This is a genomic window from Caulobacter ginsengisoli (assembly GCF_030814835.1).
Lineage (GTDB): Bacteria > Pseudomonadota > Alphaproteobacteria > Caulobacterales > Caulobacteraceae > Caulobacter > Caulobacter ginsengisoli.
Map to the genome: position 1 here is coordinate 184,201 of NZ_JAUSVS010000002.1, position 26,844 is coordinate 211,044.

Below are 26,844 nucleotides of genomic sequence, written 5' to 3' on the forward strand. Positions count from 1 at the left end.
ATTCTCTCAACAACCTGCGGATCACGCCCATGGTGGCCGCGTTTCATCGCGATGGGAAACGGACTGCGATTTTCCCAGGCTCAGGACGCCGCCATCGGCGAGCGGCTGGCCCGCCACGCCGCCCAGGCGCTGGCCGCTCAGAAACCGGAGAGCTGAAGTCCGCCAGCGTCGGGCGGGCTGGCGTCGCCGCTGTTCAGGGGGCGCTGCATCATCACGATGTCCAGCCAGCGGCCGTGCTTGTAGCCGACCGAGCGCATAACCCCCTGGCGCACGAAGCCCAGCGACTCATGCAGCCGAATCGAGCCGAGATTTTCGCTGTCGCCGATCACCGCCATCATCTGGCGCAGCGCCATGCCTTCGCAATGGTCGATCACCGCGCTCAGCACCAGGCGGCCCAGCCCCTGGCCCTGGGCCCGGGGCGAGACATAGACGCTGTCCTCGACGCTGTAGCGATAGGCCGCCCGCGGCCGGAACGGGCCGGCATAGGCCATGGCCAGCACCTCGCCCTCGACCTCGGCCACCAGATAGGGCAGGCCGCGCGCCTGGATGGCGGCCATCCGCCCGGCCATTTCCTCAGGCGTTGGGGCGGCTTCTTCGAAGGTGCCAAAGCCATGCAGGCAGGCATGGCCATAGATGGCCGCCAGGGCCCCCGCGTCTTGCGGCGTCGCCGCCCTCACCAAGGTCACGCCTTCAGCCATCCCTTGTCGACCGCCCAGACGGCGAAGGCCAGGTCACGGGCGGTTTCCTTCAGATAGTCGAACCGGCCCGAGGAGCCGGCATGTCCGGCCTCCATGTTGACCCACAGCAGGATGGGTTTGCCACTGGTGGTGTGGGTCCGAAGCCGCTGTGTCCATTTTTCGGGCTCCCAGTAGGTCACCCGGGGGTCGGATAGCCCGGCATAGGCCAGGACGGCGGGGTAGGGCTTGGCCGCCACGTTGTCGTAGGGGCTGTAGCTCATCATGTAGTCGTAGGCGGCCGGATCCTTGATCGGATCGCCCCATTCGGGCCATTCGGGCGGGGTCAGCGGCAGGCTGGTGTCGCTCATGGTGTTGATCACGTCGACGAAAGGCACCCCGGCGATGATCCCGGCGAACTTCTCCGGGGCCAGGTTGGTGACGCCGCCCATCAGCAGGCCCCCGGCTGAGCGGCCATAGGCCACCGTGCGGTCCGCCGCGCCATAGCCGGCGGCGTGCAGGTGGTCGGCGCAGGCGACGAAGTCGCTGAAGCTGTTCTTCTTCTTGAACTTGCGGCCGTCCTGGAACCAGCCCCAGCCCTTTTCCGAGCCGCCGCGCACGCAGGCCTGGGCCCAGATCCAGCCGCGGTCGACCAGGCTGAAATTGCGGATCGAGAAGGTCGGCTCCTGCGAGGAGCCATAGCTGCCATAGCCGTAGAGCATCAGCGGCGACTGGCCGTCGAGCTTGGTATCCTTCTTCATCAGCACGAAGATCGGCACCTCCGCGCCGTCGGCCGCCTTGGCGTTCAGCCGGCGGGTGACATAGCGGCTCGGATCGTGGCCGGAGGGGATTTCCTGGGTCTTGCGCAGGGTGCGCTTGGCGCTGGCCAGGTCGTAGTCGAACCACTGCTTGGGCGTGGTCGGCGATTCATAGACGAAGCGCATCGTCCCGCCGCCGTACTCCATGCCCCCCTGCAGGGTCAGGGCGTAGGTTTCCTCCTCGAAGGCCAGAGGCGTTTCCTTGCCGGCGCGGTCGGTGACGACGAGGCGGCTCAGGGCGTCGGACTTTTCCTGGCGGACGAAGTGGTCCTTGAAGGCCGCCCCGCCCTCGATCAGCCGGCCGGGCTTGTAGGGGACCCAGTCCTTCCAGTGCGCCTTGCCGGGGCTCGCCACCGGCGCCTTGACCAGCTTGAAGTCGATGGCTCCGTCGGCGTTGGTGCGGATGATGAACTCCTCGCCCCAGTGGTCGATGTCGTAGAGCACGCCCTTGCTGCGCGGCTCCACGATGGCCGGCGTGGCGGTCGGATCGCCGGCCGGGATCAGCCGCATCTCGCTGGTCTCGCCCTCGCCCAGCGACAGCACCACCCATTGCCTGGATGCGGTCGGATAGACGCTGATGAAGAAGCCCTCGTCCTGCTCGTCATGGATCAGCACGTCGTCGGCCTTGCCGCCGCGCGCCGGCCGCCGATAGACCTTGGCCGGGCGGCCGTTCTCGTCGCGCAGCACCCAGAAGATGAATTTCGAATCCGGCGACCAGCAGAAGCCGTAGACACTCTCGATCGGCTCGGGCAGCACCGCGCCGGTGGCCAGGTCCTTGACGTAGAGGCGGTAGACCTCGCTGCCCTGCTCGTCGGCCATCCAGGCATAGAGGCCATGGTCGGGCGAATTGTCGGCCTCGTCGACGTGATAGAAGGCCTTGCCGACCTTCTCGACCTCCTCGTTCAGCAGGATCTGCTCACCATCGGTCTTGCCGCGCGGCCGCCGGGCATGGATGGCCTGCTGTGCGCCCTTCTCGAAGCGGGTGTAGTATTCCCAGGGGCCGTCGGGCACGGGGACGGAGGCGTCGTCCTCCTTGATGCGGCCCTTCATCTCCTCGAACATCTTGGCCTGCAACGGCTCGGTCGGGGCCATCATCGCCTTGAAGTAGGCGTTCTCGGCCAGCAGGTGCGCCTTCACCTCGGCCTTGATCAGGCTGGGGTCGTGCAGGACGTTCTGCCAGTTGTCGTCCTTCATCCAGGCGTATTCGTCGACCCGCACCCGGCCCAGCTGCTCGATGCGCTTGGGGTCTTTCCGAACGATCGGCGGAACGGGTGTGGCGGCCATGGCTAGTCCTGGAACGAAGGGGAGGGCGGAGGCGGTCAGGATCAACTGGCGGCGGTTCATGCCGGGGAATCTCCAGGGTAGCGATGGTGGATCATGACGCCAGCTTGAGCCTTTTCACCCGCCGGCGGAACCCGCGCCCCGCCTGCTTGTTCTTTTTGCGAGACGTTCGCGGATCGACCCGCAAACGCCGACGATATAAGGAGAGCAGACCATGTGGGACCGTATTGAGGGCTCGTGGAAACAGATGAGCGGCAGGGTCAAGGAGCAGTGGGGTAAGCTCACCGACGACGACCTGCAGACCGTGGCCGGCAAGCGCGACCAGCTGCTGGGCAAGATCCAGGAGCGCTACGGCTACGCCAAGGACAAGGCCGAGTCGGAAATCCGTGACTTCGAGGCCCGGCATAACGAGCCCAAGACCTTCAAGGACTAGACGATAGGCTGAGGAGCGTCAGGCGGAGCTTTCCGCCATGGCGCTCTTCAACTGCGCCAGGGCCGCCTCGGCGACCAGGGTGGCTGGCTTGGCGCGTGAACGGACCGCCACCACGTCCCAGGCGGGGGTGGCGGTGAAGTCGGCGATGCGGATTTGACTGTCCTGGCGGACCAGTTCCGCGGCCAGTTCCTGGTCGATCAGCGCCAGAGAGCCCGACAACAGCGCCATCAGGGCGGCCGACCGCTGGGTGAAGGCCTCCAGCTTGGGCCGCAGCGGCGCGCCGGCGGCGGCGAAGGCCTGTTGCACCAGGGCGCGCATGGGATTGTTGTCGGCCATCAGCACCAGGTCCAGCCCGGCGAGATCGGCGACGCCCAGGCTGGCGCGGCCGGCCAGCGGGTGATCCTGGCCCATGAAGGCCATCAGTTTGCGGCGGCCGAGCGGAATGCTCTCGACCTCCGCATGGCCGGCGAACGGGCCGGCCACGATGCCGATATCGGCCTGGTCGCTGAGCACCTTGCGCACCGCGTCCGGCGGCGCGTCCAGCTCCACCCGCGCCTGCACGTCCGGGGCGCCGGCCGCAAGCCTGGCCAGGGCGCGGGTGACGAAGCCCTCGCCATAGACCGGCATGGCCGTCACCACGATCTGGCCGCGCAGCCCGCCGCGAATGGCCTGGGCCGAGGCGGCCAGCCGTTCCAGGCCTACGAAACTGCGGCGGATCTCCTCGGCCAGCAGCAGGCCCTCGGCGGTCGGCCGCATGCCGAACCGGCCCCGGTCGAACAGGGTCAGGCCCGTCTGCTGCTCCAGCTGGGCGATGGCCCGGGTGATGGTCGGCTGGGTCTGATGCAATTTCTGAGCGGCCAGGGTCGCCGAGCCGGTCTCGACGACGGCCTGAAAGGCTTCCAGCGCGCGAGGATCGAGCCGGTCCATCAGCGCGCCGCCATCTCGTGGCGCAAAGCCTCCAGCGCCGCCTCGCTGGCCAGGGTCAGGGGCCTGTCCTTGGAATGCACCGCCAGCACCTCCCAGGACGGCGCCGCCGTGAAGGTGGCCAGATGCACATCGGGGTCCAGCCGCGCCAGTTCGCCGGCCATCTCCTGGTCGATCAGGGTCATGGTTCCCGAGGTCAGGGCCAGGATGCCGGCCCCGCGCTGGGTCGTCGATTCCAGCCGCGCCTGCAGCGGCGCCCCGGCCGCGGCGAAGGCCTGGGCGATCATGGTCCGGTGCGGGTTCGGCGGCGCCATCAGCACCATCTCCTGGTCCGCCAGGTCCGCGACCCCCACCTCCGAGCGGGCGGCCAGAGGATGGCTGGCGTTCATCACCGCCATCAGCCGCCGCTCGCCCAGCCGGTGCACGGTAAGCTGGGTCTGGCCGGGCAGGGGGCCGATGATGACCCCCAGGTCGGCCTGATCGTGCAGCACCTTGCGCAGCACCTCCTCGGGCCCGTGGGTTTCGGTCCGGACATTGAGATCGGGCGAGCGGGCCGCCAGCCGGCCGATGGCGTGATGGACGAAGCCGTCGGCATAGACGGGCAGGGCGGCGATCACCAGCTGGCCCCGCACGCCGCGCCGGATCGCCTCGGCCGCGGCGGTGATGCGGTCCAGTCCGGCGAAGCTGCGGCGCACCGCCTCGCCGAACAGCAGGCCCTCGGCGGTGGGCCGCATGCCGAACCTGCCGCGTTCGAAGAGGGTCAGGCCGGTCTGCTTCTCCAGCTGGCCGATCGCGTGGGTGACGGTGGGCTGGGTCAGGCGCAGCCGCCGCGAGGCCAGGCTGGCCGATCCGGTCTCGGCCACGGCCAGGAAGACTTCGAGGGCGTGCGGGTCCAGCCGATCCATAGACGCAGCGTATATCATCGGGGGCAAAACGGAATTTGATTGAACGCCGGTCCGCGACCAGCTTGCGCCGCATAAACCCATAGTGGGGACGGGGGCGAAAATGGCTGATTTTCCGGCGGAAATCACGTTTGCGGACGGCGACGGCGTCAGCGGCTTTCTGATCGATGGCGCGGCGGCGGGCGACACTTTCGGCTATTCGGTCACCGCGGCCGGCGATCTCAACGGCGATGGCATCGACGACTTCGTTATCGGAGCGCCCACCGCCGACGTCCCAGATGGAAGCCCCGGCGCCGCCTATGTGGTGTTCGGGACGGCGGGCGGCTTTCCGGCCAGCTTCAGCGTGTCCAGCCTGGATGGGACCAACGGCTTCAAGATCAGCGGTGAGATTCCCGGCGACGATCTGGCCGCGACCTTCGGTCATGGCGATTTCAATGGCGATGGCATCGACGATCTGGCCATCGGCGCGATCGGCGCCGATCCTCACGGCTCGTTCTCGGGGGCCGTCTATATCGTGTTCGGCAAGGACACGGCCCAGGCCGGCGACTTCTCGGCCAATCTCGACCTCTCCACCCTGACCGGACCGAACGGTTTCCAGATCAACGGTGTGTCGACGAACGATCAGGCCGGGCGGTGGCTGTCGTCGGCGGGCGACATCAACGGCGACGGCGTCGACGACGTTCTGATCGGTACGAACAAGACCACCGCCTATGTGGTGTTCGGCCGCGACACCGGCGTGTCCGGCGACTTCGCCGCCAGTCTCGACCTTTCCAGCCTGAACGGGACCAACGGCTTTCAGATCACCAACGCCACCGCCGCCAGCTCGGCCAGCGCCGTCTCACGGGCCGGCGACGTCAATGGCGACGGCATCGACGATCTGATCGTCGGCGACGCCTCGGCCGACGTCAATGGGACGAACTCCGGCGCCGCCTATGTGCTGTATGGCAAGGACACCTCGGTCTCCGGCGCCTTTGCGGCCTCCATCGCCGCTTCGTCGATCACGGGATCGACCGGCTTCACCATCCGCGGCCCTGCCGCCAGCGCCGCAGCTGGATTCGCGGTGGGCGCCGCCGGCGACGTCAATGGCGACGGAATCGACGATGTCATCGTCTCGGCCCTGGACGCCAGCCAGGCCGGGAAGGTCTATGTCGTCTTCGGCCAGTCAGGCGGCTTCGCCAGCGGGTTCGATCTGTCGACCATCGACGGGACCAACGGCTTCCGTATCGACGGCCAGCTCAACAGGGGGCTGGGCCGGTTCGCTCAGGGCGCGGGCGATATCAACGGCGACGGCGTCGACGACATCGTCATCTCCGAGCGGGCGCTCAGCAGCAACAACGCCGGCTATGTGGTTTTCGGCCGCAACACGGCCGCCGAGGGCGATTTCGCCGCGGCGATCAGCATCACCGATCTGGACGGCAGCAACGGCTTCAGGGTGGAGGCCGTATCCGCCTCGGGCTTCTTCGGCAGCCAGATCATCGGCGGCGGCGGGGATTTCAACGACGATGGGATCGATGACCTGCTGTTTGGCGGCATGCATGACGGCGCGAACGGCCAGGCGCTGATCTATTACGGCCATGTGGCCGGCCAGACCTGGTCGGGCACCATCGGCATCGACGCGCACGACGGCGGCGCCAGCGCCGATACGCTCAATGGCCTGGCCGGCGACGACACGCTGAACGGCCTTGGCGGCGCCGACCATCTGAACGGCGCGGACGGCGCCGACTTCCTCTATGGCGGGACGGGCGTCGACACCCTCGACGGCGGCAACAACGGCGACTGGCTGGACGGCGGGACGGGGGCCGACGCCATGACCGGCGGGGCGGGCGACGACAGCTACATCGTCGACGATTTCGGCGACACCACGGTGGAGGTCGGCGGCGAGGGTTCCGACGTCGTCTACGCCACGGTCACCTGGATGCTGGGGAGCAACATCGAGAAGCTGATCCTCGACGGTTCGGGCGACATTGACGGGACCGGCAACAGCGCCGCCAACACCATCATCGGCAACAGCGGCGTAAACACCATCAGCGGCGGGGACGGCGACGACCTGATCAAGGCCGGCGGGGGCGCCGACACCGTCCTGGGCGACCTGGGGAACGATCAACTGCTGGGGCAGGATGGCGACGACCGGCTCAGCGGCGGCGACGGCGCCGACCGGCTGGATGGCGGCAATGGCGAGGACTCGCTGACCGGCGGGATCGGCAACGACGTTCTCGACGGCGGCGCGGGGATCGACTCCCTGAACGGCGGGACGGGCGCCGATCAGCTGAACGGCGGCTCGGAGAACGACACCCTCATCGGCGATGACGGCAACGATGTTCTGAACGGGGGTCTGGGCGCCGACACCATGGTCGGCGGTTTGGGTGATGATAGTTTCTATGTCGACGATGCGGGCGACCTGATCGGCGAGGTCGTCGGGCAGGGGACCGATACGGTCCGCGCCACCGCCACCTTTACCCTGGCGGCCAATGTCGAGAACCTGATCCAGGACGGCTCGGGCAACATCGACGCCACCGGCAACAGCCTTGCCAACGCCCTAACCGGCAACGGCGGCGCCAACAGCCTGGACGGCGGGGCGGGTGACGATGTCATCAAGGCGGGCCTGGGCGCCGACACGCTGATCGGCGGGACCGGCAATGACATCCTGGTCGGCGGCGGCGGGCTCGACACCTTCGTGGTGACTCAGGCTTCGATCCGCACCAGCGGGGCGATCGAGGTCGATACTGTCAACGACCTGATCGCCGGCCAGGGCGACCGGCTGGACCTGTCGGCCATCGACGCCGACATCTCGACCGGCGGCGATGACGCCTTCCATCTGGTGGGCGGGTTCACCCACCACGCCGGCGAGATGACGCTCAGCTTCGCGGCCGGGGTCACCACCTTGCAGCTCGACGTCAACGGCGACGGCCGGGCCGACTACCGGATGACCATCGCCGGCAACGTCACCGGCGACAGCGGCGGCTGGCTGCTCTAGCGCCCGCCGACCTCGGCCGCGGCCTCCTTCAGCCGCGCCAGGGCGGCGTCGGCCAGCAGGGTCGGGGCGCGGTCTCGCGAGCGGATGGCCACCACGTCCCAGGGCGGGGCGGCGGTGAAGGTCGCCGCCCGCACGCCGGGCTCCAGCCGCACCAGCTCGGCGGCCATCTCCTGGTCGATCAGGGTGACGGCGCCTGACGACAGGGCGAACCAGGCGGCGCCGCGCTGGGTGACCACCTCCAGGCGGGGTCGGATCGGCAGGCCGGCGCTGGCGAAGACCTGCATGACCAGGGCGCGGTGGGGATTGGGGTCGGCCAGCAGCACGATGTCCGTGCCGGCCAGTTCCGCGACCCCGACCGCGTCCCGGCCGGCCAGCGGGTGGTCGGCCCGCATGAGATCGCCATCAGCCGGCGCTGGCCCAGCACATGGACCTCCAGTTCCGGGTGATCGGCGAAGGTCCCGGCCATGACGGCCAGGTCGGTCTGGCCGTGCAGCACCTTGCGCAGCATGTCCTGCGGGATGTCGATGTCGATACAGGCGTCGACCTCGGGGGCGTTCTCGACCAGGCGGCCGATGGCCCGGGCGACGAAGCCCTCCCCATACGCCGGTATGGCGCCAACCACGATCCGGCCGCGCACGCCCTGGCGAATGGCCTGGGCCGAGGCGGCGACCCGGTCTAGGGCCGAAAAGCTGCGGCGGACCTCCTCGGCGAACATCGCCCCCTCGGCGGTCGGCCGCATGCCGAACCGGCCGCGCTCGAACAGCGTCAGGCCGGTCACCTGCTCCAGTTGGGCGATGGCGCGGGTGACGGTCGGCTGGGTCATGTTTAGCTGCCGCGCCGCCAGGGTCGCCGAGCCGGTCTCGACCACGGCCTGGAAGACTTCGAGGGAGTGAGGGTCGGGGCGATCCATACGCCTAGCGTATAGCAGAAGGTCAAAACGGAATTTGATTGAAATCCAGCCGGTGACCAACGTTCGCCCGCGTCGCGACGGCGCGTTTGGGGGACATCGTCATGGCCGGATTTGCAGCAGTCGTGGAGATCGCCGCGCTCAGCTCGGACGGCTCCGAAGGGTTCACGCTGGGCGGCGAGGCGGCGAGCGACTTCTTCGGCTTCTCGGTCGCCGGCGCGGGGGACGTCAACGGCGACGGCATCGATGACTTCATCATCGGGGCCAAGGCCAACGATACCCTCAGCGGCAATGCGGGGGCCAGCTATGTGGTGTTCGGCACGGCGGCCGGCTTCCCGGTCAACTTCAACGTCTCGACGCTGGACGGGACTAACGGCTTCCAGATCAACGGCAATATCACCATCAGCAACAGCGGCTGGTCCGTCGCCGCGGCGGGAGACGTCAATGGCGACGGTATCGGCGACCTGATCATCGGCGCGCCGTACGGCTCGGGCTTGCCTGGATCCGCCTACGTCGTGTTCGGCAAGAACGTCGCTGTCGATGGCGCCTTTGCGGCGAACCTTTCGGTCGCCGCCCTCGATGGAACCAACGGCTTCACCCTCATCGGTCAGGCCACCAGCGACCTGGCCGGCTTCTCCGTCGCCTCGGCGGGGGACATCAACGGCGACGGCGTCGACGACCTGCTCGTCAGCGCCCCCTTCGCGGACCCGAACGGGATAAGCACGGGCGCAACCTATGTGGTGTTCGGCAAGGACACCGGCGTGGCCGGCGACTTCGCGGCCAGCCTGTCGCTCGGGTCGCTGGACGGCACGAACGGCTTCAAGATCAACGGCGTGATCGCGGCGGGCCTGGCCGGCTATTCGGTCGCCTCGGCGGGGGATGTGAACGGCGACGGGATCGGCGATCTGATCATCGGGGCCAGGGACGCCGACCTGGGCGCTAGCGACAACGGCGTCAGCTATGTCGTGTTCGGCTCGGCCGCCGGCGGCGCCTTCGGAGCGGCCCTTGAGCTCAGCGCCCTGAACGGTTCAAACGGTTTCCGGCTCGTCGGCGCGACCGCCGCGGAACGCAGCGGCTGGTCGGTCGCCTCGGCCGGAGACGTCAACGGCGACGGGATTGACGACCTGATCATCGGGGCGGCGTTCGCCGACGCCAATGGCGTTGATTCCGGCGCCAGCTACGTGGTGTTCGGCAAGGATACGGCCGCCGATGGGGCCTTCGCGACCACCTTCCAGCTCAGCGCCCTGAATGGAATCAACGGCTTCCGGATCGCCGGCGGGGCGACGGGCGATCGCAGCGGCATCTCCGTGGCCTCGGGCGGCGACGTCAACGGCGACGGCGTGGATGACCTGATCATCGGCACCCGCAACGGCGAGGGGACCGGCGCCAGCTACGTGGTGTTCGGCAAGGATACCGCCACCGAGGGTGATTTCCTGGCCAGCCTTTATCTCTCCAGCCTGGATGGCGGCGAAGGGTTCAAGATCGCCGGCGTGGCGGCCGGCGACTATGCCGGCGTCACGGTGGCCTCGGCCGGGGATATCAACAATGACGGTTTCGACGACCTGATCATCGGCGCTCCACGAACCGACCAACTCGGCAGCCAGACCGGATCGGCCTATGTGATCCTTGGCCATTCCAGCCTGGTCGACTTCACCGGTACGGTGGCGGACGAGACCCACAGCGGCGGAACCGGGGCTGACATCCTGCGCGGCCTGGCCGGCAGCGACACCCTTAACGGTCAAGGCGGCGCCGATCAGCTCATCGGGGGCGACGGCGCCGACTTCCTCTATGGCGGCGCGGGCGTCGACACCCTCGACGGCGGCAATAACGGCGACTGGCTGGACGGCGGGACGGGGGCCGACGCCATGACCGGCGGGGCCGGCGACGACACCTTTATTGTCGACAACGCCGGCGACACTGCGGTGGAGGCCGGCGGCGGGGGCAGCGGTGACGTGGTCATCGCCTCGCTCAGCTGGACTCTGGGCGCCAATCTGGAGAAGCTGATCCTCGACGGCTCGGGCGACATCGACGGGACCGGCAATACCCTGGCTAACATCATCACCGGCAACAGCGGCGCCAACCATATCGACGGCGGCGACGGCGACGACCTGATCAAGGCCGGCCTGGGCAATGACACCCTGCTTGGCGGCCTTGGCGCCGACCAGCTGCTGGGCCAGGACGGGGCTGACAATCTCGACGGCGGCGACGGCGATGACCGCCTCGACGGCGGCAATGGCGACGACATCCTGGCCGGCGGGATCGGCAATGACATCCTGGACGGCGGCGCCGGCATCGACACGATGAACGGCGGCGTGGGTAACGACCAGCTCAACGGCGGCGACAACAATGACAGCCTGACCGGCGCCGACGGCAACGACGTGCTGACCGGTGGCCTCGGGGCCGACGCCATGACCGGGGGGCTGGGCGACGATACCTTCTACGTGGACGACGCGGGCGACACGACCGTCGAGGCCAGCGGGCAGGGGACCGACACGGTCCGCGCCACTGCCACTTTCACCCTTGCGGCCAACATCGAAAACCTGATCCAGGACGGCTCGGGCAACATCGACGCGACCGGCAACGGCCTGGCCAACACCCTCACTGGCAATGGTGGAAACAACAGCCTCGACGGCGGGGCAGGCGATGACATCATCAAGGCGGGCCTGGGCGCCGACACGCTGATCGGCGGGACCGGCAATGACATCCTGGTCGGTGGGGGTGGATTGGACACCTTCGTGGTCACCGCCGCCTCGATCCACACCAGCGGGCCGATCGAGGCCGACACGGTCAATGACCTGGTCGCGGGGCAAGGCGACCGGCTGGACCTCTCGGCCATCGACGCAGACAGCGCCACGGCGGGCGACCAGGGTTTCCATCTGGTGGGAGGGTTCACCCACCACGCGGCGGAGATGACTCTGACCTTCGCAGCCGGCTCCACGGTGCTGGCGCTGGATGTCGATGGGGACGGCCGGGCCGACTACCGCATGACCATCGCCGGCAATGTCACCGGCGACAGCGGCGGCTGGCTGCTCTAGGCGCGCGGCTTGTAGACATATTCCAGCTTCAGCCCGTCCGGGTCGGCGAAGAACACCGCATAGTAGCCTTCGCCGTATTTCGGATAGTCGGCGGGCGCGTCCAGGATGGTCGCGCCCATGCCGATCAGCAGGATATGCAGGTTGTCGACATCCTCGCGGCTGGCGGCGTTCCAGGCCAGGTGGTGCAGGCCGGGCGTGTAGCGGTCATGCGGCCGCTCGCGCCGGGCCTTGACGATGCCGATGGAGCAGAAGCCGTCCGGCCCGTTGAGGTCGAAGTCCATGCCGTTGTCATGGGTGACGATCCGCCGATAGCCCATATAGCCGAGCACCGCCTCGTAGAACCCCGCCGAGGCGGCGGGGTCCTGGACGGTCAGGTCGATATGGTGGACGGCGCCGCGCATGGCCGCGCTGGGCCCTAGCCGCCGTAGATGACCGAGATGGTCTCGGCCACGCAGGCCGGGCGCGCTTCGCCCTCGATCTCGATGGTGCACTCGTTCTTCATTTGAAGACCGCCGGACTTGGGCTCGACCGCCAGCAGCTTCTGGCGCAGCCGCACCTTCTTGCCGACCCGGACCATGTTGGTGAAGCGCACCTTGTCCGAACCATAGTTGATGCCCCGCGTCACGCCCGTCACCCGCAGCAGGCCGGCGCTGAGGAAGGGGATCAGCGACAGGGTCAGGTAGCCGTGGGCGATGGGGCCGCCGATCTCGCGGGTGGCCCGTTCGACGTCGACATGGATCCACTGGTGGTCGCCGGTGGCCTCGGCGAACTGGTTGACCCGCTCCTGGGTGACTTCCAGCCAGTCCGAAACCCCGGTTTCCTGACCGACCAGCGTGGCCAGATCGGCGAATGCGACTTCCTTCATGGCGTTTTCCCTCGATTTGTTTCGAGGGTTGTTTGGCCCAAAGCGCCCCGCCCGGCAAGCACCGGACGGGGCTGTCTTGCTTAGCCGGGAACCTTGTCGAGGAAGCCGGTGATGCTGGCGAGGCGTCCGTCCTGGGCCAGGACTCCGACGTCGAGGCCCGCGACCAGCGGCTCGGCGCCGGCGGGGCCCAGGGCCCAGGTGAAGCGGACGCGGTCGTTGTGGGCATCGACCGGGCCGGTGCGGCTCATCACGAAGCCGGGAAAGCGCGCCTGCACGCCGGCGATCATGGCGTCGATGCCGGCGTGGCCCTCGCCCTTCATCAGCGGGTCGAGATAGGCGCCGTCCTCGGCCCAGCTGCCGGCCACCAGGTCGCGGCGGTCTTCCGGGTCGGTGGCGTTCCAGATGGCGATGTAGCGATCGACGACGGGGGTGGGATCGGTCATGGGGGAGATCTCCTTGGGCGGCGCCAACGCAGCGCCGATGACCCAAGCCTGGACCCATGCCGATAGGGCCGTCGATTACCGGCGAGGTAATGGAGGCGCGGCGGACCCTGGGCTAGCCTGCGGCCATGACCAGCACCTCCACCGTCGGCGACCACCTCCGCGAATGGCGCCAGCGCCGCCGCCTCAGCCAGCTCGACCTGGCCTGCGAGGCCGAGATTTCCACCCGCCATCTCAGTTTCCTTGAGACCGGCCGCTCACGTCCCAGCCGCGATATGGTGCTGCGGCTGGCCGAACACCTCGACATCCCGCTGCGCGAGCGCAACCGCCTGCTGAACGCCGCCGGCTTCGCCCCGCTGTTTCCCGAGCGGCCGCTGGCGGCCCTGGATGGGGCGCGGGAGATCGTCGACCTGGTCCTGGCCGCCCACGAGCCCAACCCCGCCCTGGCCGTCGACCGTCACTGGACGCTGGTGGCCGCAAATCGGGCCGTGGCGCCGCTGATGGCCGGGGCCGATCCAAGCCTGACCAGCGGGGCGATCAATGTCCTGCGGCTGTCGCTGCACCCCGGCGGCCTGGCGCCGCGCACCGTCAACCTGGGCGAATGGCGCGCCCACATTCTTGAACGCCTGCGCCGCCAGATCGAGGTCTCGGCCGACCCCGTCCTGGCCGACCTGCTGGAGGAACTGAAAAGCTATCCGGCCCCCGAAGGCCCGGCCCATGTCGGCGACGGCATGGCGGTGGCCATCCCCTACCGCCTTTCCACGCCCGCCGGCGTGCTCTCCTTCCTGTCGACCACCACCGTGTTCGGCACCCCGGTTGACGTCACCCTGTCGGAACTGGCCATAGAGAGCTTCTTTCCCGCCGACGCGGCCACCGCCGCCATCGTGCGAAATCTGGGGGCGTCATGAGCTTGGCCGACGAGTGGGTGTTCGAACCCCAGGGTGACTTGATGGTCGCCAGCCCGTTCGCCTCAGGCCCTTGGAACCAGACCATGCAGCACGGCGGCGCGCCCTCGTCGCTGGTCGTGCGCGCCGCTGAGCGCGTTCCAGCGCCCAGCCCCATGCGCATCGCCCGCCTGACCGTCGATCTGATGCGGCCGGTGCCCGTCGCCCCGCTGAACGTCGAGACCAGCATCGTGCGTGAGGGGCGCAAGATTCAGCTCATCCAGGTCAGCCTCAAGGCCGCGGGCCAGGAGGTGGTCCGCGCCAGCGTGCTGAAGATCCGCGCCGATGAGACCCAGGCGGACGAGGAGCACACGCCGCCGGTTACCCTGCCGGGCTTCGAGGGCGAGGGGGTCACCGACGTCGCCTTTGGCATCAACAACGGCTTCGCCTCAGGCCTGACGGTGCGCCCGGTGGCCGGATCGATGGGCCAGAAGGGACCGGCCAGCCAGTGGTTCCGGATGAACCGCCCCATCGTCAAGGGCGAGGCGACCAGCCCGGTGATGCGCGCCGCCCTGACGGCGGACTTCTGCAACGGGGTCTCCAACGTCGTGGACTTCCAGGACTGGACCTTCCTCAACGCCGACCTGTCGGTGAGCTTCGCCCGCGAGCCCGAGGGCGAATGGATCCTGCTCGACGCCGAGAGCTGGATGGGCGGCGACGGCGCCGGCCTGGCCATGGGCCGGCTGGCCGACCGCCGCGGCTGGTTCGGCCGGGCGGTGCAGTGCATCGTCCTGGAGCGGCGGTAGGCCTCTCAGGCTCCGGGCGTGATCACCATCGAGCCATCGCCCTTGCCCCAGTAGGCGTCGCGGATCAGCCGCTTGTAGAGTTTGCCGGTGGCGTGGCGGGGCAGTTCCTCCATGAAGTCGACCCGGCGGGGCGCTTTCACATGGCTGAGGTTGGCGCGGGCATAGGCCATCAGTTCGGCCGCCAGGTCGGGACCCGCCTGGCTCCAGTCGGCCGGCTGGATGATGGCCACCACCTTCTCGCCCATCTCGTCGTCCGGGGCGCCGATCACCGCCACGTCGGCGACCTTGGGGTGGCCGATCAGCAGGTTCTCGATCTCCTGCGGATAGATGTTCACCCCGCCGGAGATGATCATGAAGCTCTTGCGGTCGGTCAGGTAGAGGAAGCCCTCCTCGTCCAGCCAGCCGACATCGCCCAGCGTCGTCCAGCCGTGCTGATTGGCCGCCTCGGCGGTCTTCTTGGGGTCCTTGTAGTATTCGAACGCCCCGCCGCCGGAGAAATACACCCCGCCCTCGGCGCGCGGGGGCAGGGGTTCGCCGTTCTCGTCGCAGATCTTGACCTCGGCGGTCAGGCCCTTGCCGACCGAACCCTTGTGGGCCAGCCACTCCTCGGAGTTGATGGCGGTGAAGCCGTTGCCCTCGGTGCCGGCGTAGTATTCGTGGATGATCGGGCCCCACCAGCCGATCATCTGCTCCTTGACCGGGATCGGGCAGGGGGCGGCGGCGTGGAACACCGCCTTGAGGCTGGAGAGGTCGTAGCGCGAGCGCACCTCCTCCGGCAGTTTCAGCATCTTGACGAAGTGGGTCGGCACCCACTGGGCGGTCGTGGCCTTGTACTGCTCGATGTATTTCAGCGCCGCTTCCGGATCGAACTTCTCCATCACCACCACGGTGCCGCCCAGCTGCAGCATGCCCATCGACCAGCCCAAGGGGGCTGCGTGGTACATCGGGGCCGGCGAGAGATAGACGCTGTCCGGCGAGGCCCCATAGAGGCCGACATGCAGCATCATCAGGGGCCCGGGCGTCTCGCCGACGCCGCCCTCGGGCAGCGGCCGGCGCACACCCTTGGGCCGGCCGGTGGTGCCCGACGAATAGAGCATGGTCATGCCGGGCGAGGGATCGGCGATGGGCGTGGTCGGGAAGGCCGCGCGGGCGTCCTCGAAGCTCTGGAACGGCGGCTGGGCGCCATCGCACATATAGAGCGCCACGCCGGGGATCAGCGGGACCACCTCGGCGGCGACCGCGGCGACGCCCCTGGAGGCGATGAAGACCTTCGCCTCGCAGTCCTTGACGATATATTCGACCTCGCCGGCCGTCAGCTTGGACGAGATGCAGGTCACGTAGAGCCCCGACCGCTCACTGGCCAGCACCGCCTCCATGTAGCGGGCGTTGTTGTCCATGAAGATGGCCACCGCGTCGCCGCGCTTCAGGCCCAACGAGCGGAACAGGTGCGCCCCCTGGTTGGCACGCTCGTCCAGCTGGCCATAGGTCACCGTTTCGCCCGAGCCGGCCATGATGATGGCGGCCTTGCCGGGGGTGGTCTTGGCGTGATGGATCGGATGCATTTGTTCCCGGGCGTCCCTAACTATGCCGGGCCTTGGCGGCCCAGGTTATCGTTGTTCAGGCGAATATGGCCCGCCCCCATGCCGCTTGTGAAGGGCGCCGTGGCGGAAGGGCGCCGCTGCGTCACGCTTGGCCCGCCCGGCGATTCCCCTATGCTGACCTGAACAACGATAATCTGTCGGAGGGACGCCCCATGGACCTGCTCAGCCAGACCGTCGTCGAGGGCCGGCGTGGGCCCAACTTCCCGCCCGCCTATCCGGCGCTGGAGGGGGTCGACCTGACCGACATCCGCGGCTTCACCCACGGCCAGCCCTTCGAGTCCTATGCGCGGCTGCGGGCCCAGGCGCCGGTCTATTGGCACGAGGAGGCCTTCTATGACGGCCCGGGCTTCTGGGCGGTGACCCGTCATGCCGACGTCTCGGCGGTGGGGAGCGATCCGGAGACCTTCTCCTCGCAGCGCGGCGGCATCCTGATGGCCAGCGGCGATCCCGCGCGCCGCCACGCCCTCTTATTCCGCGCCTCGATGGACGCCATGATCAACATGGACGCCCCCTGGCACATGCAGCTGCGCAAGGAGCACATGCCCTTCTTCACCCCGCGCTACCTGGCCGATGTGAAGACCAAGGTGGCCGGCGAGGTGACCCGCCTGCTCGACGACATGGCCCCGCTGGGCGGCTGCGACCTGGTCGAGCACTTCTCGGCCCAGCTACCGCTGTTCACCCTCTGCGAACTGCTGGGCGTGCCGCAGGAGGACCGGTCCAAGTTCCTGCAATGGATGCACTATCTGGAGCTGGCCCAGAACATGGCCATGGACCAGGCTGCCAACCCGACCGCGCCCACCCTGGAGCTGATGCAGTTCATCCAGGCCTTCAACGATAATGTCGAGGCGATGTTCGACTACGGCCGCTACATGCTGCACAAGCGCCGGGCCGACCCGCAGTCCGACCTGATGACCGCCATCGCCCGGGCCCAGGTCGAGGGCGAGCAGCTCAGCGACGAATACCTGGACGGCTCCTGGCTGCTGATCGTCTTCGCCGGCAACGACACCACGCGGAACACCCTGTCGGGGACCATGAAGCTGCTGACCGAATTCCCCGAACAGCGCGCCAAACTCTCGGCCAACCCCGCCCTGATGCCCAATGCGGTCAATGAGTTCATCCGCATGGTCAGTCCCGTCATCTACATGCGCCGCACGGCCACCCGCGACACCGAGCTGGCCGGCCAGAAGATCGCCGAGGGCGAGAAGGTGATCATGTACTACGGCGCGGCCAACCGCGACGAGGCGGTGTTCGAGAGGCCCGACCAGCTGGACGTCGAACGGGCCAACGCCGACAAGCACATCGCCTTTGGCTACGGTCCCCATGTCTGCATCGGCAAGCGGGTGGCGCAGATCCAGCTGGAGGAGGCCTATCGCCAGATCCTGGCCCGCTTCCCCGACATGCGCTGGACCGGCGAGATCGACATCGCCCCCAACAACTTCGTCCACGCCATCCGCAAGCTGCCGGTCAGCTTCAAGGCCCAACAGGCCGCCGCCTGACCACCCACTTCAGATAAGGACCGCCTATGGCCCAGCCCACCTTCGAGACCATCCTCTATGATGTCGCCGACGGCGTCGCGACCATCACGCTCAACCGGCCCGACCGGATGAACGCCTTTACCGCCCAGATGATGCTGGACATGATCGCCGCCTTCGACGCCACCGACGCGGACGATGCGGTCAAGGTGGTGATCGTTACCGGCGCGGGCCGGGCCTTTTGCGCCGGGGCGGACCTCGGGTCGGGCGGGGCGACCTTCGACTACGCCAAGCGCGGCGAGGAGGCTCGCGAAGAAGCGAAGGTCGGCGACGTCTATCGTGACGGTGGCGGGCGGCTGACCCTTCGTATTTTCGAAAGCCTGAAGCCGGTGATCGCCGCCGTTAACGGCGCGGCGGTCGGCATTGGGGTGACCATGCAGCTGGCCATGGATATCCGCCTGGCCTCGACGGCGGCCCGGTTCGGCTTCGTCTTCGCCCGCCGCGGCATCACACCGGAAGCGGCCTCGTCCTGGTTCCTTCCCCGGCTGGTCGGCATGCAGCAGGCGCTGGAGTGGTGCTACACCGGCCGGGTCTTCCCGGCCCAGGAAGCGCTGGACGGGCGGCTGGTCCGCTCGCTGCACGAGCCCGACGACCTGCTCCCCGCCGCCATGGCCCTGGCCCGCGAGATCGCCGACAATACCGCCCCGGTCTCCCTGGCCCTGACCCGGCAGATGATGTGGCGCATGGCCGGCGCCGACCATCCGATGGACGCCCACCGCGCCGACAGCCGCGCCATCATGTTCCGCGGCGCGGCCGGCGACGCCAAGGAGGGGGTCACCGCCTTCCTCGAAAAGCGCCAGCCCAGCTATCCCAACAAGGTGTCCAGCGACCTGCCGGACATCTGGCCGTTCTGGGAGCAGCCGGAGTTTCGGTAAAATTACCGGCGCTGTCGCGATTTCCTCATGAGTGATTAACGGGGCTCTGCTGTCATCGGCGGTTGATGAACGAGCCCGCTGACCTCACCCCCGCGCCTGCGGAAGGCGAACCGATCGCGTCCGCGCCTTCGACGCGTTCGCGCTCGACCCTGCTCAAGCGACTGGCCGACGTGGTCTGTCTGCCGGCCAGCCGCGTCAACGGCTTCGAGCGGGCCATGACCGCCGACCTGCTGGTCGAGATGCTGCGCGAGGCCTCGCCCGAGGACCGCGCCAAGGTGGCCCGGCGGCTGGCCAACCTGGCGGAAATCCCCGGCGGCCTCAGCCGCCTGCTGCTGCGCGACGATTTTCCGGTGGCCAGGGCGCTGCTGGAGCACAGCACCACGCTGGGCGACGCCGACCTGATCGACTGCGTGCTGACCACCACGCTGGAGCACCGGCGGATGATCGCCCTGCGGCGGGGGATCAGCGAGGTGGTGGTCGACGCCCTGGTGATGCTGGGCGAAGACCAGGTGATCGAGGCCCTGCTGCGCAACGACCTGGCCCGGATGGGGCACGATGCCATCGAGACCATTGTCGCCACCACCCGGGACAATCCGCGCCTGGGCCCGCTGCTGCTCAAGCGCTCGGAGCTGAAGCCCAGCCACGCCTATGTGATGTTCTGGTGGTCGGACGCCGACTGCCGGCGGCTGATCCTGCAACGCTTCGCGGTGTCGCGCGAAGTGCTGCAGGAGGCGGTCAGCGACGTGTTCGGCATGGCCGCCGAGGAGGGCTGGCAGGATCCGCTGACCCGCAAGGCCCTGCAGTTCATCGAGCGGCGCCAGCGCAACCGCCTGGCCATCGCCAAAAGCCCCTATGACAGCCTCGACGAGGCGATCGCGGCGGCGGCCTCGGGCATCAACCGCGAACTGGCCGAGGAGATCAGCTACCTGTCCGGCGTCAAGCCGATGACCGGGGCCAAGATCTTCACCGACCCGGGCGGCGAGCCCCTGGCCATCCTCTGCAAGGCGACCGGCCTGCCCCGGGCGGCGCTGCGGGCGCTCTGGCGCGGTCTGCGGCGTCCCGAGACCGACACGACCGGGGCGATGGCGCCGGCGCTCGAGCGCGTCCTGACCACCTTCGACATGATCGCCGTCGACCGGGCCCAGACCGTGCTGCGTTACTGGAACTGGTCGCTGTCGTCCGCCCTGACCCCGGCCCTGCTCAAGGCCATCCGGGACGGCGACCATGAAGGTATGGACGAGTATTCCATCCCGCAGCGGACCGCGATGCTGGCCCTGAGCCGCGATCTGGCGCGCTGACAGCCATACCGGCGCTTCGAAGCCCGCCGGCTCTTCTAGTCAGATTTTCGAGCATTGGCACAGTGGATCGCACAACCGACCATTGACCACCCGCGTGCCATATCTGAAAAAAACCAGCCTATTGCAGCGCGGCAAGTCAGTTGGAAAGGCTTGTTTCTCCGAATCAGTCGATATATGCAGCCATGACTGGTTTTCGGAATCAGACAAACACACCCTTCAAATCATCCCGCGGTGGAAATCAGAGTCATGGAAGATAAATCGGCGATCATCGAGATGACGACGGATATCGTCTCGGCCTACGTGGGCAACAACTCGGTCGCTTCTGCCGACCTGCCCAGCCTGATCCAGAATGTGCATCGCGCCCTGACGGGTGTGGCGGCCGGCGCTGAGGCGGTTGAGGTCGCTCCCAAGGAACCGGCGGTTCCCCTGAAGCGCTCGATCACCCCCGACTACCTGATCTGCCTGGAAGACGGTCGCAAGTTCAAGTCGCTGAAGCGGCACCTGCGCACCAAATACAATATGAGCCCCGAAGAGTACCGGGCGAAGTGGGGCCTGGCCAAGGACTATCCCATGGTCGCGCCGAACTACGCCAAGGCCCGCTCGGACCTGGCCAAGCAGATGGGCCTGGGCCAAGGCGGCCGTCAGGCCGCCAAGAAAAAAGGCCGATAGGCGCCGGCCGTCAGGCCGCCAAGAAGAAGGGCCGCTAGGCTCTCCATCCAAGGCCATCGTTAAAGCATCGCCCGCCGGCGGTAAGTCGGCGGGCGATCGCGTTTTGGGCGAAGATCGCGGAACCGCCCCGCTGTGGCAGAGTTGACTCTCAGATAGAATCTTTGTCGCAGGAGGCGATTTCCCCTTGCCCCCGATTCGGCGGTTAAGCGATAGTGAATCACCGTGATTCCAAGGGGTTGTTAAGGAATCTGTAGATGGTTGCGCAACTGGGCGCCTCGGCAACGGCTGCCCGTGCCCATGAAGAGTTGTTCGCTTACTGGGCGAGTCTGCGGCGTGCGGGGCGTCTGCCGGGCCGCGCCGACATTCGTCCCGAAGATTTGAAGCGCCTGCTGCCGACCGTCAGCCTGATCGACGTGCTGCCGGACGGCGACTACCGCCTGCGCCTGGCCGGCACCGGCCTCTACAGCGTCTATGGCCGCGAAATCACCGGCCGCCGGCTGGAGGACGTCTATAACAGCCAGGCCGCCGAATACTGGCGCAAGGAACTGGACACCGTCGTGCGCGAGGGCCGGCCCGGCGTGGGGGTCCACTCCATGTCCTGGCGAGGCGCGTCCCACATGTCGATCCTGTGGCTGCGGCTGCCGCTGGCCAGCAACGGCAAGGATGTCGACATGATCCTGGGCTATGACGCGGTGGTCGGGGCGCAGGGGGATAATGGCTCGGGCATCCGGGCGGCCTAGGCCTTGAGCAGGGCCCCGGCATCCCGCTGAATCCGCGCCACCATCGCCGCCAGCCCGTTCGAGCGCTGTGACGACAGCGCCCCCGACAATCCCAGCTTCTCGATAGCCGCCTTGGCGTCGAACCCGGCGATCTCGGCCGCCGCCCGTCCGGAATACAGCCGCAGCAGGATGGCGATCAGGCCCTTGACGATGTGGGCGTCGGAATCGCCGCGGAACACCACCGCCCCGTCGCCTTGCGGCTCGGTGACCAGCCAGACCTGGCTGGCGCAGCCCCGCACCTTGTTGGCCTCCGACCGTTCGGCGTCGCTGAGCGGCGCCAGCTCCCGGCCCAGGTCGATCACATAGCGGTAGCGTTCTTCCCAGTCGCCCAGCAGGTCGAATTCCTCGACCAGGTCGTTGAGGGCGGCGTCGATGGCGGTCATGGGGCGGACTTAGGGTCTGGTAACCCCAGACGCAACCGCGCTCTAGTGTCCCGATTCCGAAGTTCGCATGAGATTGTGGCAGGCGCTGACGAACTTCGGAATCGATAAGGACACTAGCAAGTCGATGTTCCTAGTGTGCTTTTTGGATCAGAAGTTCGCTCCTCAGGTCGACCCATTCTCTGGCGAACTTCTGATCCAGCACACTAGGCGGCGTGCAGGCTGACGATGGCGCTGAGCCCCTGGCCGGGCGGGGAGCGCAGGCGCAGGTGGCCGCCCATGGCCTTGCACAGCAACTGGACGATCGGCAGGCCCAGGCCCGCGCCCTGGCTGGAGCGGGTCAGGGCGTCCTCGCCCTGTTCGAAAGGCCGCATCAGGCGGTGGATGTCGGCGGCCGGGATGCCGGGCCCCTGGTCGGCGATTTCGATCTCGATCGAGGCGCCGCAGCGCCGCACGTCGATCCGGATCAAGCCACCGTCCGGCGACCAGGCGACGGCGTTCTGCAGCAGGTTGGACAGCATCGTCCGCAGGCCACGGCCGTCGGCCATGACCTTCTGATGGGCGCTGTCGTTGACCACGATCCGCAGGCCGCGGTCCGCCGCCGCCTCGCCTAGGGTCTCCAGGGCGTCCTCGATGGCGTGATCCACCGCCTCGGGCCGCACGTCCATGTCGAGGGCATGCCCCTCCAGGCGGGCGATCTCCATCACCTGGTTGACCAGGGCCAGCAGGCGGTGGCCGCTCTGATGGATGAGCTGGGCGTATTCCTGGTACTGGGACGAACCCAGCGGGCCGTAGAGTTCGGTGGCCAGGATTTCCGAAAACCCGATCACCGCGTTGAGCGGCGTGCGCAGTTCGTGGCTGACCATGCGCAGGAAGGAGCGCTTGTTGGCGTCCAGCGCCGCCTCGCGACGGGCAAGCCGGGTCTCGCGAAGATCGACTTCCGCGGCGGCGTTTGGCGAAGGCGTTTGTCGGGCCAGATTGGACATGCGCGATCAGGGGCCCAGAAGCGGTTGAGGTGCGATCCTGCGCCAACGCGCTTACGAATCCGTTTCCGTGCACAGCTCATCCCCGCTATGGCGCCCATCCTTCGTCGCCCGGCGATTGAGCGGTCTGGAGCCCGCCCTCTTCAACCGTTAATCTCCCCCCACGAGGGGATGTTGCCTGGTGCTAGACAACAGGATCGATGAGCCGGCCGCCGCGCCTGGCGAACCACCGCGTTCGCCGGGTTGGCTCGCCGCAGGACCGGCCGCGCCATGGAGCGCCGGCTGGGCGCTGGCGGCTGTCCTGACGGGCATCGGCCTGGCGCTGGCCTATCCGTCCGAGATCGTGCCCACCGCACTGGCCCTGGCGGCCGGGATCGCGCCGGCCCTGGTCAGCCTGGCGCTGGGGCGAAACGAGCATCCCTCGCTTCAGATCCTGCAGATCGTGTTCTGGGCGATCGGGGCGGGGACGGCCTGCCTGCTGACCGGCGGCCTGACCGGTCCGCTGGCCGCCTGGTGCCTGGCCCCAGTGGCGGCCGGCGCCTTGTTGGCCGGCGGCTCGCGGGTCGCAGAGGGCGCGGCTCTGGCCATGGTGGCGGCGGCGCTGGCGGCGCTGGGCGGCCTGGCCGGCCTGACCCCGGCCCCGCCAGCCGGCGGCGGGCTGTGGCTGGGCCTGCTGGCCCTGACCACCAGCGGCTTTGGCCTGGGCGCGGGCCTGCTGCTCGAACAGCGCCGGGGCCGGGTGCAGGACGGCCGCCGCGATGGGGAGCTGGGCCGGCTGCGCATGCTGCTCAGCGAGCAGCCGCACCTGATCGTCTCCCTCTTTCCGCACGGCAAGGTGCGGGCGGTGTTCGGCCGGGCGCCCGAGGGCATCGACACCGACCAGCTGGTCAAGAGCGGGCTGACGGCGGTGGCGCTCAACCACGCGGTCATCATCGAGGCCCTGCGCGGGGCCATCACCCAGGGCCGCTCGGAAGTCGGCTTCGCCCCGGCCGGCGCGCCGGAACGCTGGGTGGTCGCCAGCCTGCGCCGGGTCGAGGACAGCCTGCTGCTGGCCACCCTGCGCGACGCCACCCTGGAGCAGGCCAGAGAAGCCACGCTGGACCAGGCCCGGATCGACGCCGAGAGCCTGGCGGCCGGCAAGTCGCGCTTCCTGGCCAATATGAGCCACGAGCTGCGCACGCCCCTCAACGCCATCATGGGCTTTTCCGACATCATGAAGTCCAAGCTGTTCGGGCCGCTGCCCGAACGCTACGAGGAATACGGTTCGCTGATCCACGAGTCCGGCTCGCACCTGCTGGACCTGATCAACGACGTGCTGGACATGTCCAAGATCGAGGCCGAGCGCTACCAGCTTTCCCGAGAGGCCTTCGACGCCCGCGAGGCGGTGGCCGCGGCGCTGCGGCTGATGCGGGTGCAGGCGGACGGGGCGGGGGTGCAACTGCGCGGCGTGCTGCCGGCCAGGCCCCTGGACATCGACGCCGACCGCCGGGCGCTCAAGCAGATCGTCCTGAACCTGGTTTCCAACGCCCTGAAGTTCACGCCGAAAGGCGGCTCGGTGACCGTCACGGTCCACGGCTACGACGGGGTGTTCGAGCTGGTGGTGGCCGACACCGGGGTCGGCATCGCCCAGGATGACCTGGAACGACTGGGCCGGCCCTACGAACAGGCGGGCGACAGCGGCCAGCGCTCGCTGGGCACGGGCCTGGGCCTGTCGCTGGTGCGGGCCTTCGCCGAGCTGCACGGCGGCGAGATGATCATCGAGAGCACCGTCGGGGAGGGGACCAGCGTCACCGTCCGCCTGCCGGTCCTGCTGCCGCCTTCGGCCTCAGGCGAGCCGAACGGCGACAACGTCGTGGCGTTCACGCCTCAGCGCTGACGCGCTTATCTTTGAGCCAAGGTCAGGAACGCCTTGCCGGCCGCAAAGTCGCCGACCTCGATATAGGCCTGTCGGACCGTGTCGCCGCTGCGGCCGGCGAACACGAACTCGACCATCACCGCCTCGCGGGGATCCAGGCCGGCCAGGGCCTGGGCGGCGCTGTCGGGGAAGCCGAAGCTCAAGGCCGCCTTGGTCTGGCGCGGCAGCAGGGCGATCGGGGCGGTCGTGCGGCTCAGCGCCGCGAACACCAGCGACATGCTGCGGGGCGGCAGCCGCGAGGCCAGCGGCGCCCGCCCGCCCGCGCCGCTGCGCCGGGGGTCGATGAAGTAGTGGTTCAGCCGGGTGGTGTCGCGCATCACCAGTCGGGCGGTGTAGGGCGTCGCGCCGTCGGCGAAGCTGACCACGGCGGTCAGCGATCCCGGCGCGGTGCGGCCGGCCAGGCCGAACACCATGCGGTCCCAGCCGAAGCTGACCGGCTGGGCCAGCCGCCAGGTGCTGTATTCGCGCGGCGTGCGGTCGGCGGCCCAGGCGGCGGTGTCGCCCGGATAGTTCAGCCGGTTGATGCGGGCATATTCCTCGAAGGCGGTGCGGACCCGGCCGGCCGCCACGGCGATGTCCTTGGACCCGCAGCCGACCTGGACCACCTTGGCCCGGGCCCGGCGGGCGGTGTCGGCCAGTGAGGCTTCATCGACGCCGGAGCGCAGGGCCGCGCCCCGCGCCTGGGCCTGGGCGGCGGCCAGGGCCGAGCCGATCTCTGGCGTGAACAGCCGGCAGCGGGCGTCGGCGGCGGCCATCACGGTCCGCTCGTAATAGAGGTCCGCCGCGGTGGCGAAAGCGATCACGGGCGCGGCCAGAGCCGCCGCCGTCAGAACCACCCCCACCCACCGCCGCCCGGTCCCCGGCGCTTTGCGCGGGTTCGTCATGGCGACTTCGTTTCCTTTTGGTCTGCTCGACCTTATGGAAACCTACCGGCTCCGGCTTTCCGGACGGTTAGCGAGGCTTTCTCTTTGCTGCTTTCGACCGACATCTGGGTGGGCGCCCTGATCCGCCGCGCCGAACTGGGCGGCGCCTTCGCCACCGTGGCCCGCAAGGGCGACCCCAGGGCCGGGGCGGTGCTGGTCAAGGTCGTCAACCGCCGCGCCGGCGAGGCCAGCCTCTACAGCGAGGCCACCCGGGGCGATGGCGAGCGGGTCTGGATGCAGCCGGTGGCCTCGCACGACGAGCCGGAGCTGGACGCCTATGTCGCCCGCACGGCCCGCATCGACCCCGACATCTGGGTGGTGGAAATCGAGGATAACGAAGGCCGCCACTTCCTCGTCGACGCTGTGGAAAATCCTCCCGGACCTCAATAGGTCCGACAGGATTTTCGATTCTTGGTGGTCGCGCTTCCTGATCGGCTGGTGTTCCACCAGCCGGGAAGCGCTCGGGCCGTTAACCCCGTTCCTTGACGGAAGTGAAAGCGGCGTATGCGACTTTGACGGTCGTAGCTTGCAGAGCCCCCGCATACATCATGCTTTTCCTGATGAACGACGTCGTGCTCAGCCTCGACGCGCTGGACCTGGCGCCGCCGACCACGGTGAAGCGCTTTCATGCCCTTTCCCTGGGCTTCGTGGGCAAGCTGGGCCAGGAGCTGTTCTCCGAAGAGCCGCTGCTGCACCGCACCGCCCCCGAGCGCGCCTGCCGCCTGGCCGCCCTGATCACCGCCAAGGCGCCGGAGATCAACGCCGCCCTGTTCGTGGCCCCGTTCCAGAACTGCCCGGTCGACCAGGTGGCCATCCGCTACGTGCAGATCTCGTTCGAGGTCATGGGCCTGCTCTATGAGCGCCAGCAGAACGGCGTCCTGACCACTCTGGAAGCCGATCGCCAGGTCTGGCGTCGGCTGGCGGCCTAATTCGTTGGCTAAACCCC

25 protein-coding genes and 1 pseudogene are annotated in these 26,844 nt (G+C 68.4%); 13 read left to right on the forward strand and 13 right to left on the reverse strand.

The window, feature by feature from the left end:
- Positions 1 to 137 precede the first annotated feature (137 nt).
- Positions 138 to 698, reverse strand: coding sequence for a GNAT family N-acetyltransferase (locus QO010_RS06210; protein ID WP_307347420.1), 561 nt, complete (start codon positions 696 to 698; stop codon positions 138 to 140).
- Complete coding sequence (locus QO010_RS06215; RefSeq protein ID WP_370873725.1) at positions 683 to 2,836, reverse strand: S9 family peptidase; 2,154 nt, start codon at positions 2,834 to 2,836, stop codon at positions 683 to 685. The genes QO010_RS06210 and QO010_RS06215 overlap by 16 nt, the downstream gene beginning before the upstream one ends.
- A gap of 151 nt (positions 2,837 to 2,987) precedes the next feature.
- Here QO010_RS06215 and QO010_RS06220 point away from each other — a divergent pair, with 151 nt between their 5' ends.
- Complete coding sequence (locus tag QO010_RS06220; RefSeq protein WP_307347424.1) at positions 2,988 to 3,206, forward strand: CsbD family protein; 219 nt, start codon at positions 2,988 to 2,990, stop codon at positions 3,204 to 3,206.
- Between the two features lie 18 nt (positions 3,207 to 3,224).
- Here the strand turns inward: QO010_RS06220 and QO010_RS06225 are convergent, their stop codons facing one another.
- Positions 3,225 to 4,133, reverse strand: coding sequence for a LysR family transcriptional regulator (locus QO010_RS06225; protein WP_307347426.1), 909 nt, complete (start codon positions 4,131 to 4,133; stop codon positions 3,225 to 3,227).
- Positions 4,133 to 5,035: a LysR family transcriptional regulator gene (locus QO010_RS06230; protein WP_307347429.1), complete on the reverse strand. Its 903-nt coding sequence runs from the start codon at positions 5,033 to 5,035 to the stop codon at positions 4,133 to 4,135. Before QO010_RS06230 ends, QO010_RS06225 begins: the two co-directional genes overlap by 1 nt.
- Positions 5,036 to 5,135: 100 nt before the next feature.
- Between QO010_RS06230 and QO010_RS06235 the strand changes: the two genes are divergently transcribed.
- Entirely contained in the window at positions 5,136 to 8,006 is a 2,871-nt protein-coding gene (locus QO010_RS06235) for a hypothetical protein (RefSeq protein ID WP_307347431.1), read from the forward strand.
- On the opposite strand, the gene QO010_RS06240 is transcribed toward QO010_RS06235, so the two are convergent.
- Positions 8,003 to 8,398, reverse strand: a complete 396-nt coding sequence (locus QO010_RS06240; RefSeq protein WP_307347432.1) for a LysR substrate-binding domain-containing protein — start codon at positions 8,396 to 8,398, stop codon at positions 8,003 to 8,005. The two genes, QO010_RS06235 and QO010_RS06240, sit on opposite strands and share 4 nt — an antisense overlap.
- Positions 8,399 to 8,460: 62 nt before the next feature.
- Positions 8,461 to 8,916 (reverse strand): annotated as a pseudogene (locus QO010_RS23980) (LysR family transcriptional regulator); the annotation flags it as partial.
- A gap of 101 nt (positions 8,917 to 9,017) precedes the next feature.
- On the opposite strand from QO010_RS23980, the gene QO010_RS06255 reads away from it, so the two are divergent.
- Positions 9,018 to 11,948, forward strand: coding sequence for a hypothetical protein (locus QO010_RS06255; protein WP_307347437.1), 2,931 nt, complete (start codon positions 9,018 to 9,020; stop codon positions 11,946 to 11,948).
- Here QO010_RS06255 and QO010_RS06260 read toward each other — a convergent pair.
- From QO010_RS06260 to QO010_RS06270, 3 genes are all read right to left on the reverse strand, one after another.
- Positions 11,945 to 12,349, reverse strand: coding sequence for a VOC family protein (locus tag QO010_RS06260; RefSeq protein ID WP_307347439.1), 405 nt, complete (start codon positions 12,347 to 12,349; stop codon positions 11,945 to 11,947). The genes QO010_RS06255 and QO010_RS06260 overlap by 4 nt on opposite strands.
- Positions 12,350 to 12,363: 14 nt before the next feature.
- A complete protein-coding gene (locus QO010_RS06265) occupies positions 12,364 to 12,813 on the reverse strand; it encodes a MaoC family dehydratase (RefSeq protein WP_307347440.1) in 450 nt (149 codons plus the stop codon).
- An 80-nt stretch (positions 12,814 to 12,893) separates the two neighbouring features.
- On the reverse strand, positions 12,894 to 13,256 hold the full coding sequence (locus tag QO010_RS06270; RefSeq protein ID WP_307347441.1) for a nuclear transport factor 2 family protein: 363 nt from the start codon (positions 13,254 to 13,256) through the stop codon (positions 12,894 to 12,896).
- A 125-nt stretch (positions 13,257 to 13,381) separates the two neighbouring features.
- On the opposite strand from QO010_RS06270, the gene QO010_RS06275 reads away from it, so the two are divergent.
- Together QO010_RS06275 and QO010_RS06280 are read left to right on the forward strand one after the other, a co-directional pair.
- Positions 13,382 to 14,161 carry a helix-turn-helix domain-containing protein gene (locus tag QO010_RS06275; RefSeq protein WP_307347443.1) on the forward strand — a complete coding sequence of 260 codons (780 nt, stop codon included), beginning with the start codon at positions 13,382 to 13,384 and terminating at the stop codon, positions 14,159 to 14,161.
- Entirely contained in the window at positions 14,158 to 14,943 is a 786-nt protein-coding gene (locus QO010_RS06280; RefSeq protein WP_307347445.1) for a thioesterase family protein, read from the forward strand. The genes QO010_RS06275 and QO010_RS06280 overlap by 4 nt, the downstream gene beginning before the upstream one ends.
- A 5-nt stretch (positions 14,944 to 14,948) precedes the next feature.
- Here the strand turns inward: QO010_RS06280 and QO010_RS06285 are convergent, their stop codons facing one another.
- Positions 14,949 to 16,505 carry an acyl-CoA synthetase gene (locus QO010_RS06285; protein ID WP_307347447.1) on the reverse strand — a complete coding sequence of 519 codons (1,557 nt, stop codon included), beginning with the start codon at positions 16,503 to 16,505 and terminating at the stop codon, positions 14,949 to 14,951.
- Positions 16,506 to 16,696: 191 nt separating this feature from the next.
- Between QO010_RS06285 and QO010_RS06290 the strand changes: the two genes are divergently transcribed.
- The 5 genes from QO010_RS06290 to mopJ all read left to right on the forward strand — a co-directional run bounded on the left by QO010_RS06290 (position 16,697) and on the right by mopJ (position 21,658).
- On the forward strand, positions 16,697 to 18,040 hold the full coding sequence (locus QO010_RS06290) for a cytochrome P450 (protein ID WP_307347448.1): 1,344 nt from the start codon (positions 16,697 to 16,699) through the stop codon (positions 18,038 to 18,040).
- A 26-nt stretch (positions 18,041 to 18,066) separates the two neighbouring features.
- A complete protein-coding gene (locus tag QO010_RS06295) occupies positions 18,067 to 18,951 on the forward strand; it encodes a crotonase/enoyl-CoA hydratase family protein (RefSeq protein ID WP_307347449.1) in 885 nt (294 codons plus the stop codon).
- A gap of 65 nt (positions 18,952 to 19,016) precedes the next feature.
- Positions 19,017 to 20,249 (forward strand): DUF2336 domain-containing protein, encoded by a 1,233-nt coding sequence (locus QO010_RS06300; RefSeq protein ID WP_307347450.1) that lies wholly within the window; start codon positions 19,017 to 19,019, stop codon positions 20,247 to 20,249.
- Between the two features lie 246 nt (positions 20,250 to 20,495).
- Positions 20,496 to 20,918, forward strand: a complete 423-nt coding sequence (locus tag QO010_RS06305) for a Ros/MucR family transcriptional regulator (protein WP_307347452.1) — start codon at positions 20,496 to 20,498, stop codon at positions 20,916 to 20,918.
- Positions 20,919 to 21,172: 254 nt separating this feature from the next.
- Positions 21,173 to 21,658, forward strand: a complete 486-nt coding sequence (mopJ, locus tag QO010_RS06310) for a motility/cell cycle regulatory protein MopJ (protein WP_307347454.1) — start codon at positions 21,173 to 21,175, stop codon at positions 21,656 to 21,658.
- On the opposite strand, the gene QO010_RS06315 is transcribed toward mopJ, so the two are convergent.
- Positions 21,655 to 22,080 (reverse strand): SufE family protein, encoded by a 426-nt coding sequence (locus QO010_RS06315; RefSeq protein ID WP_307347456.1) that lies wholly within the window; start codon positions 22,078 to 22,080, stop codon positions 21,655 to 21,657. The two genes, mopJ and QO010_RS06315, sit on opposite strands and share 4 nt — an antisense overlap.
- Positions 22,081 to 22,283: 203 nt before the next feature.
- Positions 22,284 to 23,063: a sensor histidine kinase gene (locus QO010_RS06320; RefSeq protein WP_307347458.1), complete on the reverse strand. Its 780-nt coding sequence runs from the start codon at positions 23,061 to 23,063 to the stop codon at positions 22,284 to 22,286.
- A gap of 178 nt (positions 23,064 to 23,241) precedes the next feature.
- Here QO010_RS06320 and QO010_RS06325 point away from each other — a divergent pair, with 178 nt between their 5' ends.
- Positions 23,242 to 24,936: a sensor histidine kinase gene (locus QO010_RS06325; RefSeq protein WP_307347460.1), complete on the forward strand. Its 1,695-nt coding sequence runs from the start codon at positions 23,242 to 23,244 to the stop codon at positions 24,934 to 24,936.
- Between the two features lie 5 nt (positions 24,937 to 24,941).
- On the opposite strand, the gene QO010_RS06330 is transcribed toward QO010_RS06325, so the two are convergent.
- The gene (locus QO010_RS06330) at positions 24,942 to 25,859 is read right to left on the reverse strand and encodes a hypothetical protein (protein WP_307347461.1); all 918 of its coding nucleotides are present in this window, start codon (positions 25,857 to 25,859) and stop codon (positions 24,942 to 24,944) included.
- Positions 25,860 to 25,943: 84 nt separating this feature from the next.
- Here QO010_RS06330 and QO010_RS06335 point away from each other — a divergent pair, with 84 nt between their 5' ends.
- Together QO010_RS06335 and QO010_RS06340 are read left to right on the forward strand one after the other, a co-directional pair.
- Positions 25,944 to 26,288 (forward strand): DUF1491 family protein, encoded by a 345-nt coding sequence (locus QO010_RS06335; protein ID WP_307347463.1) that lies wholly within the window; start codon positions 25,944 to 25,946, stop codon positions 26,286 to 26,288.
- 158 nt (positions 26,289 to 26,446) lie between these two features.
- Positions 26,447 to 26,827: a hypothetical protein gene (locus tag QO010_RS06340; protein ID WP_307347465.1), complete on the forward strand. Its 381-nt coding sequence runs from the start codon at positions 26,447 to 26,449 to the stop codon at positions 26,825 to 26,827.
- Positions 26,828 to 26,844 lie beyond the last annotated feature (17 nt).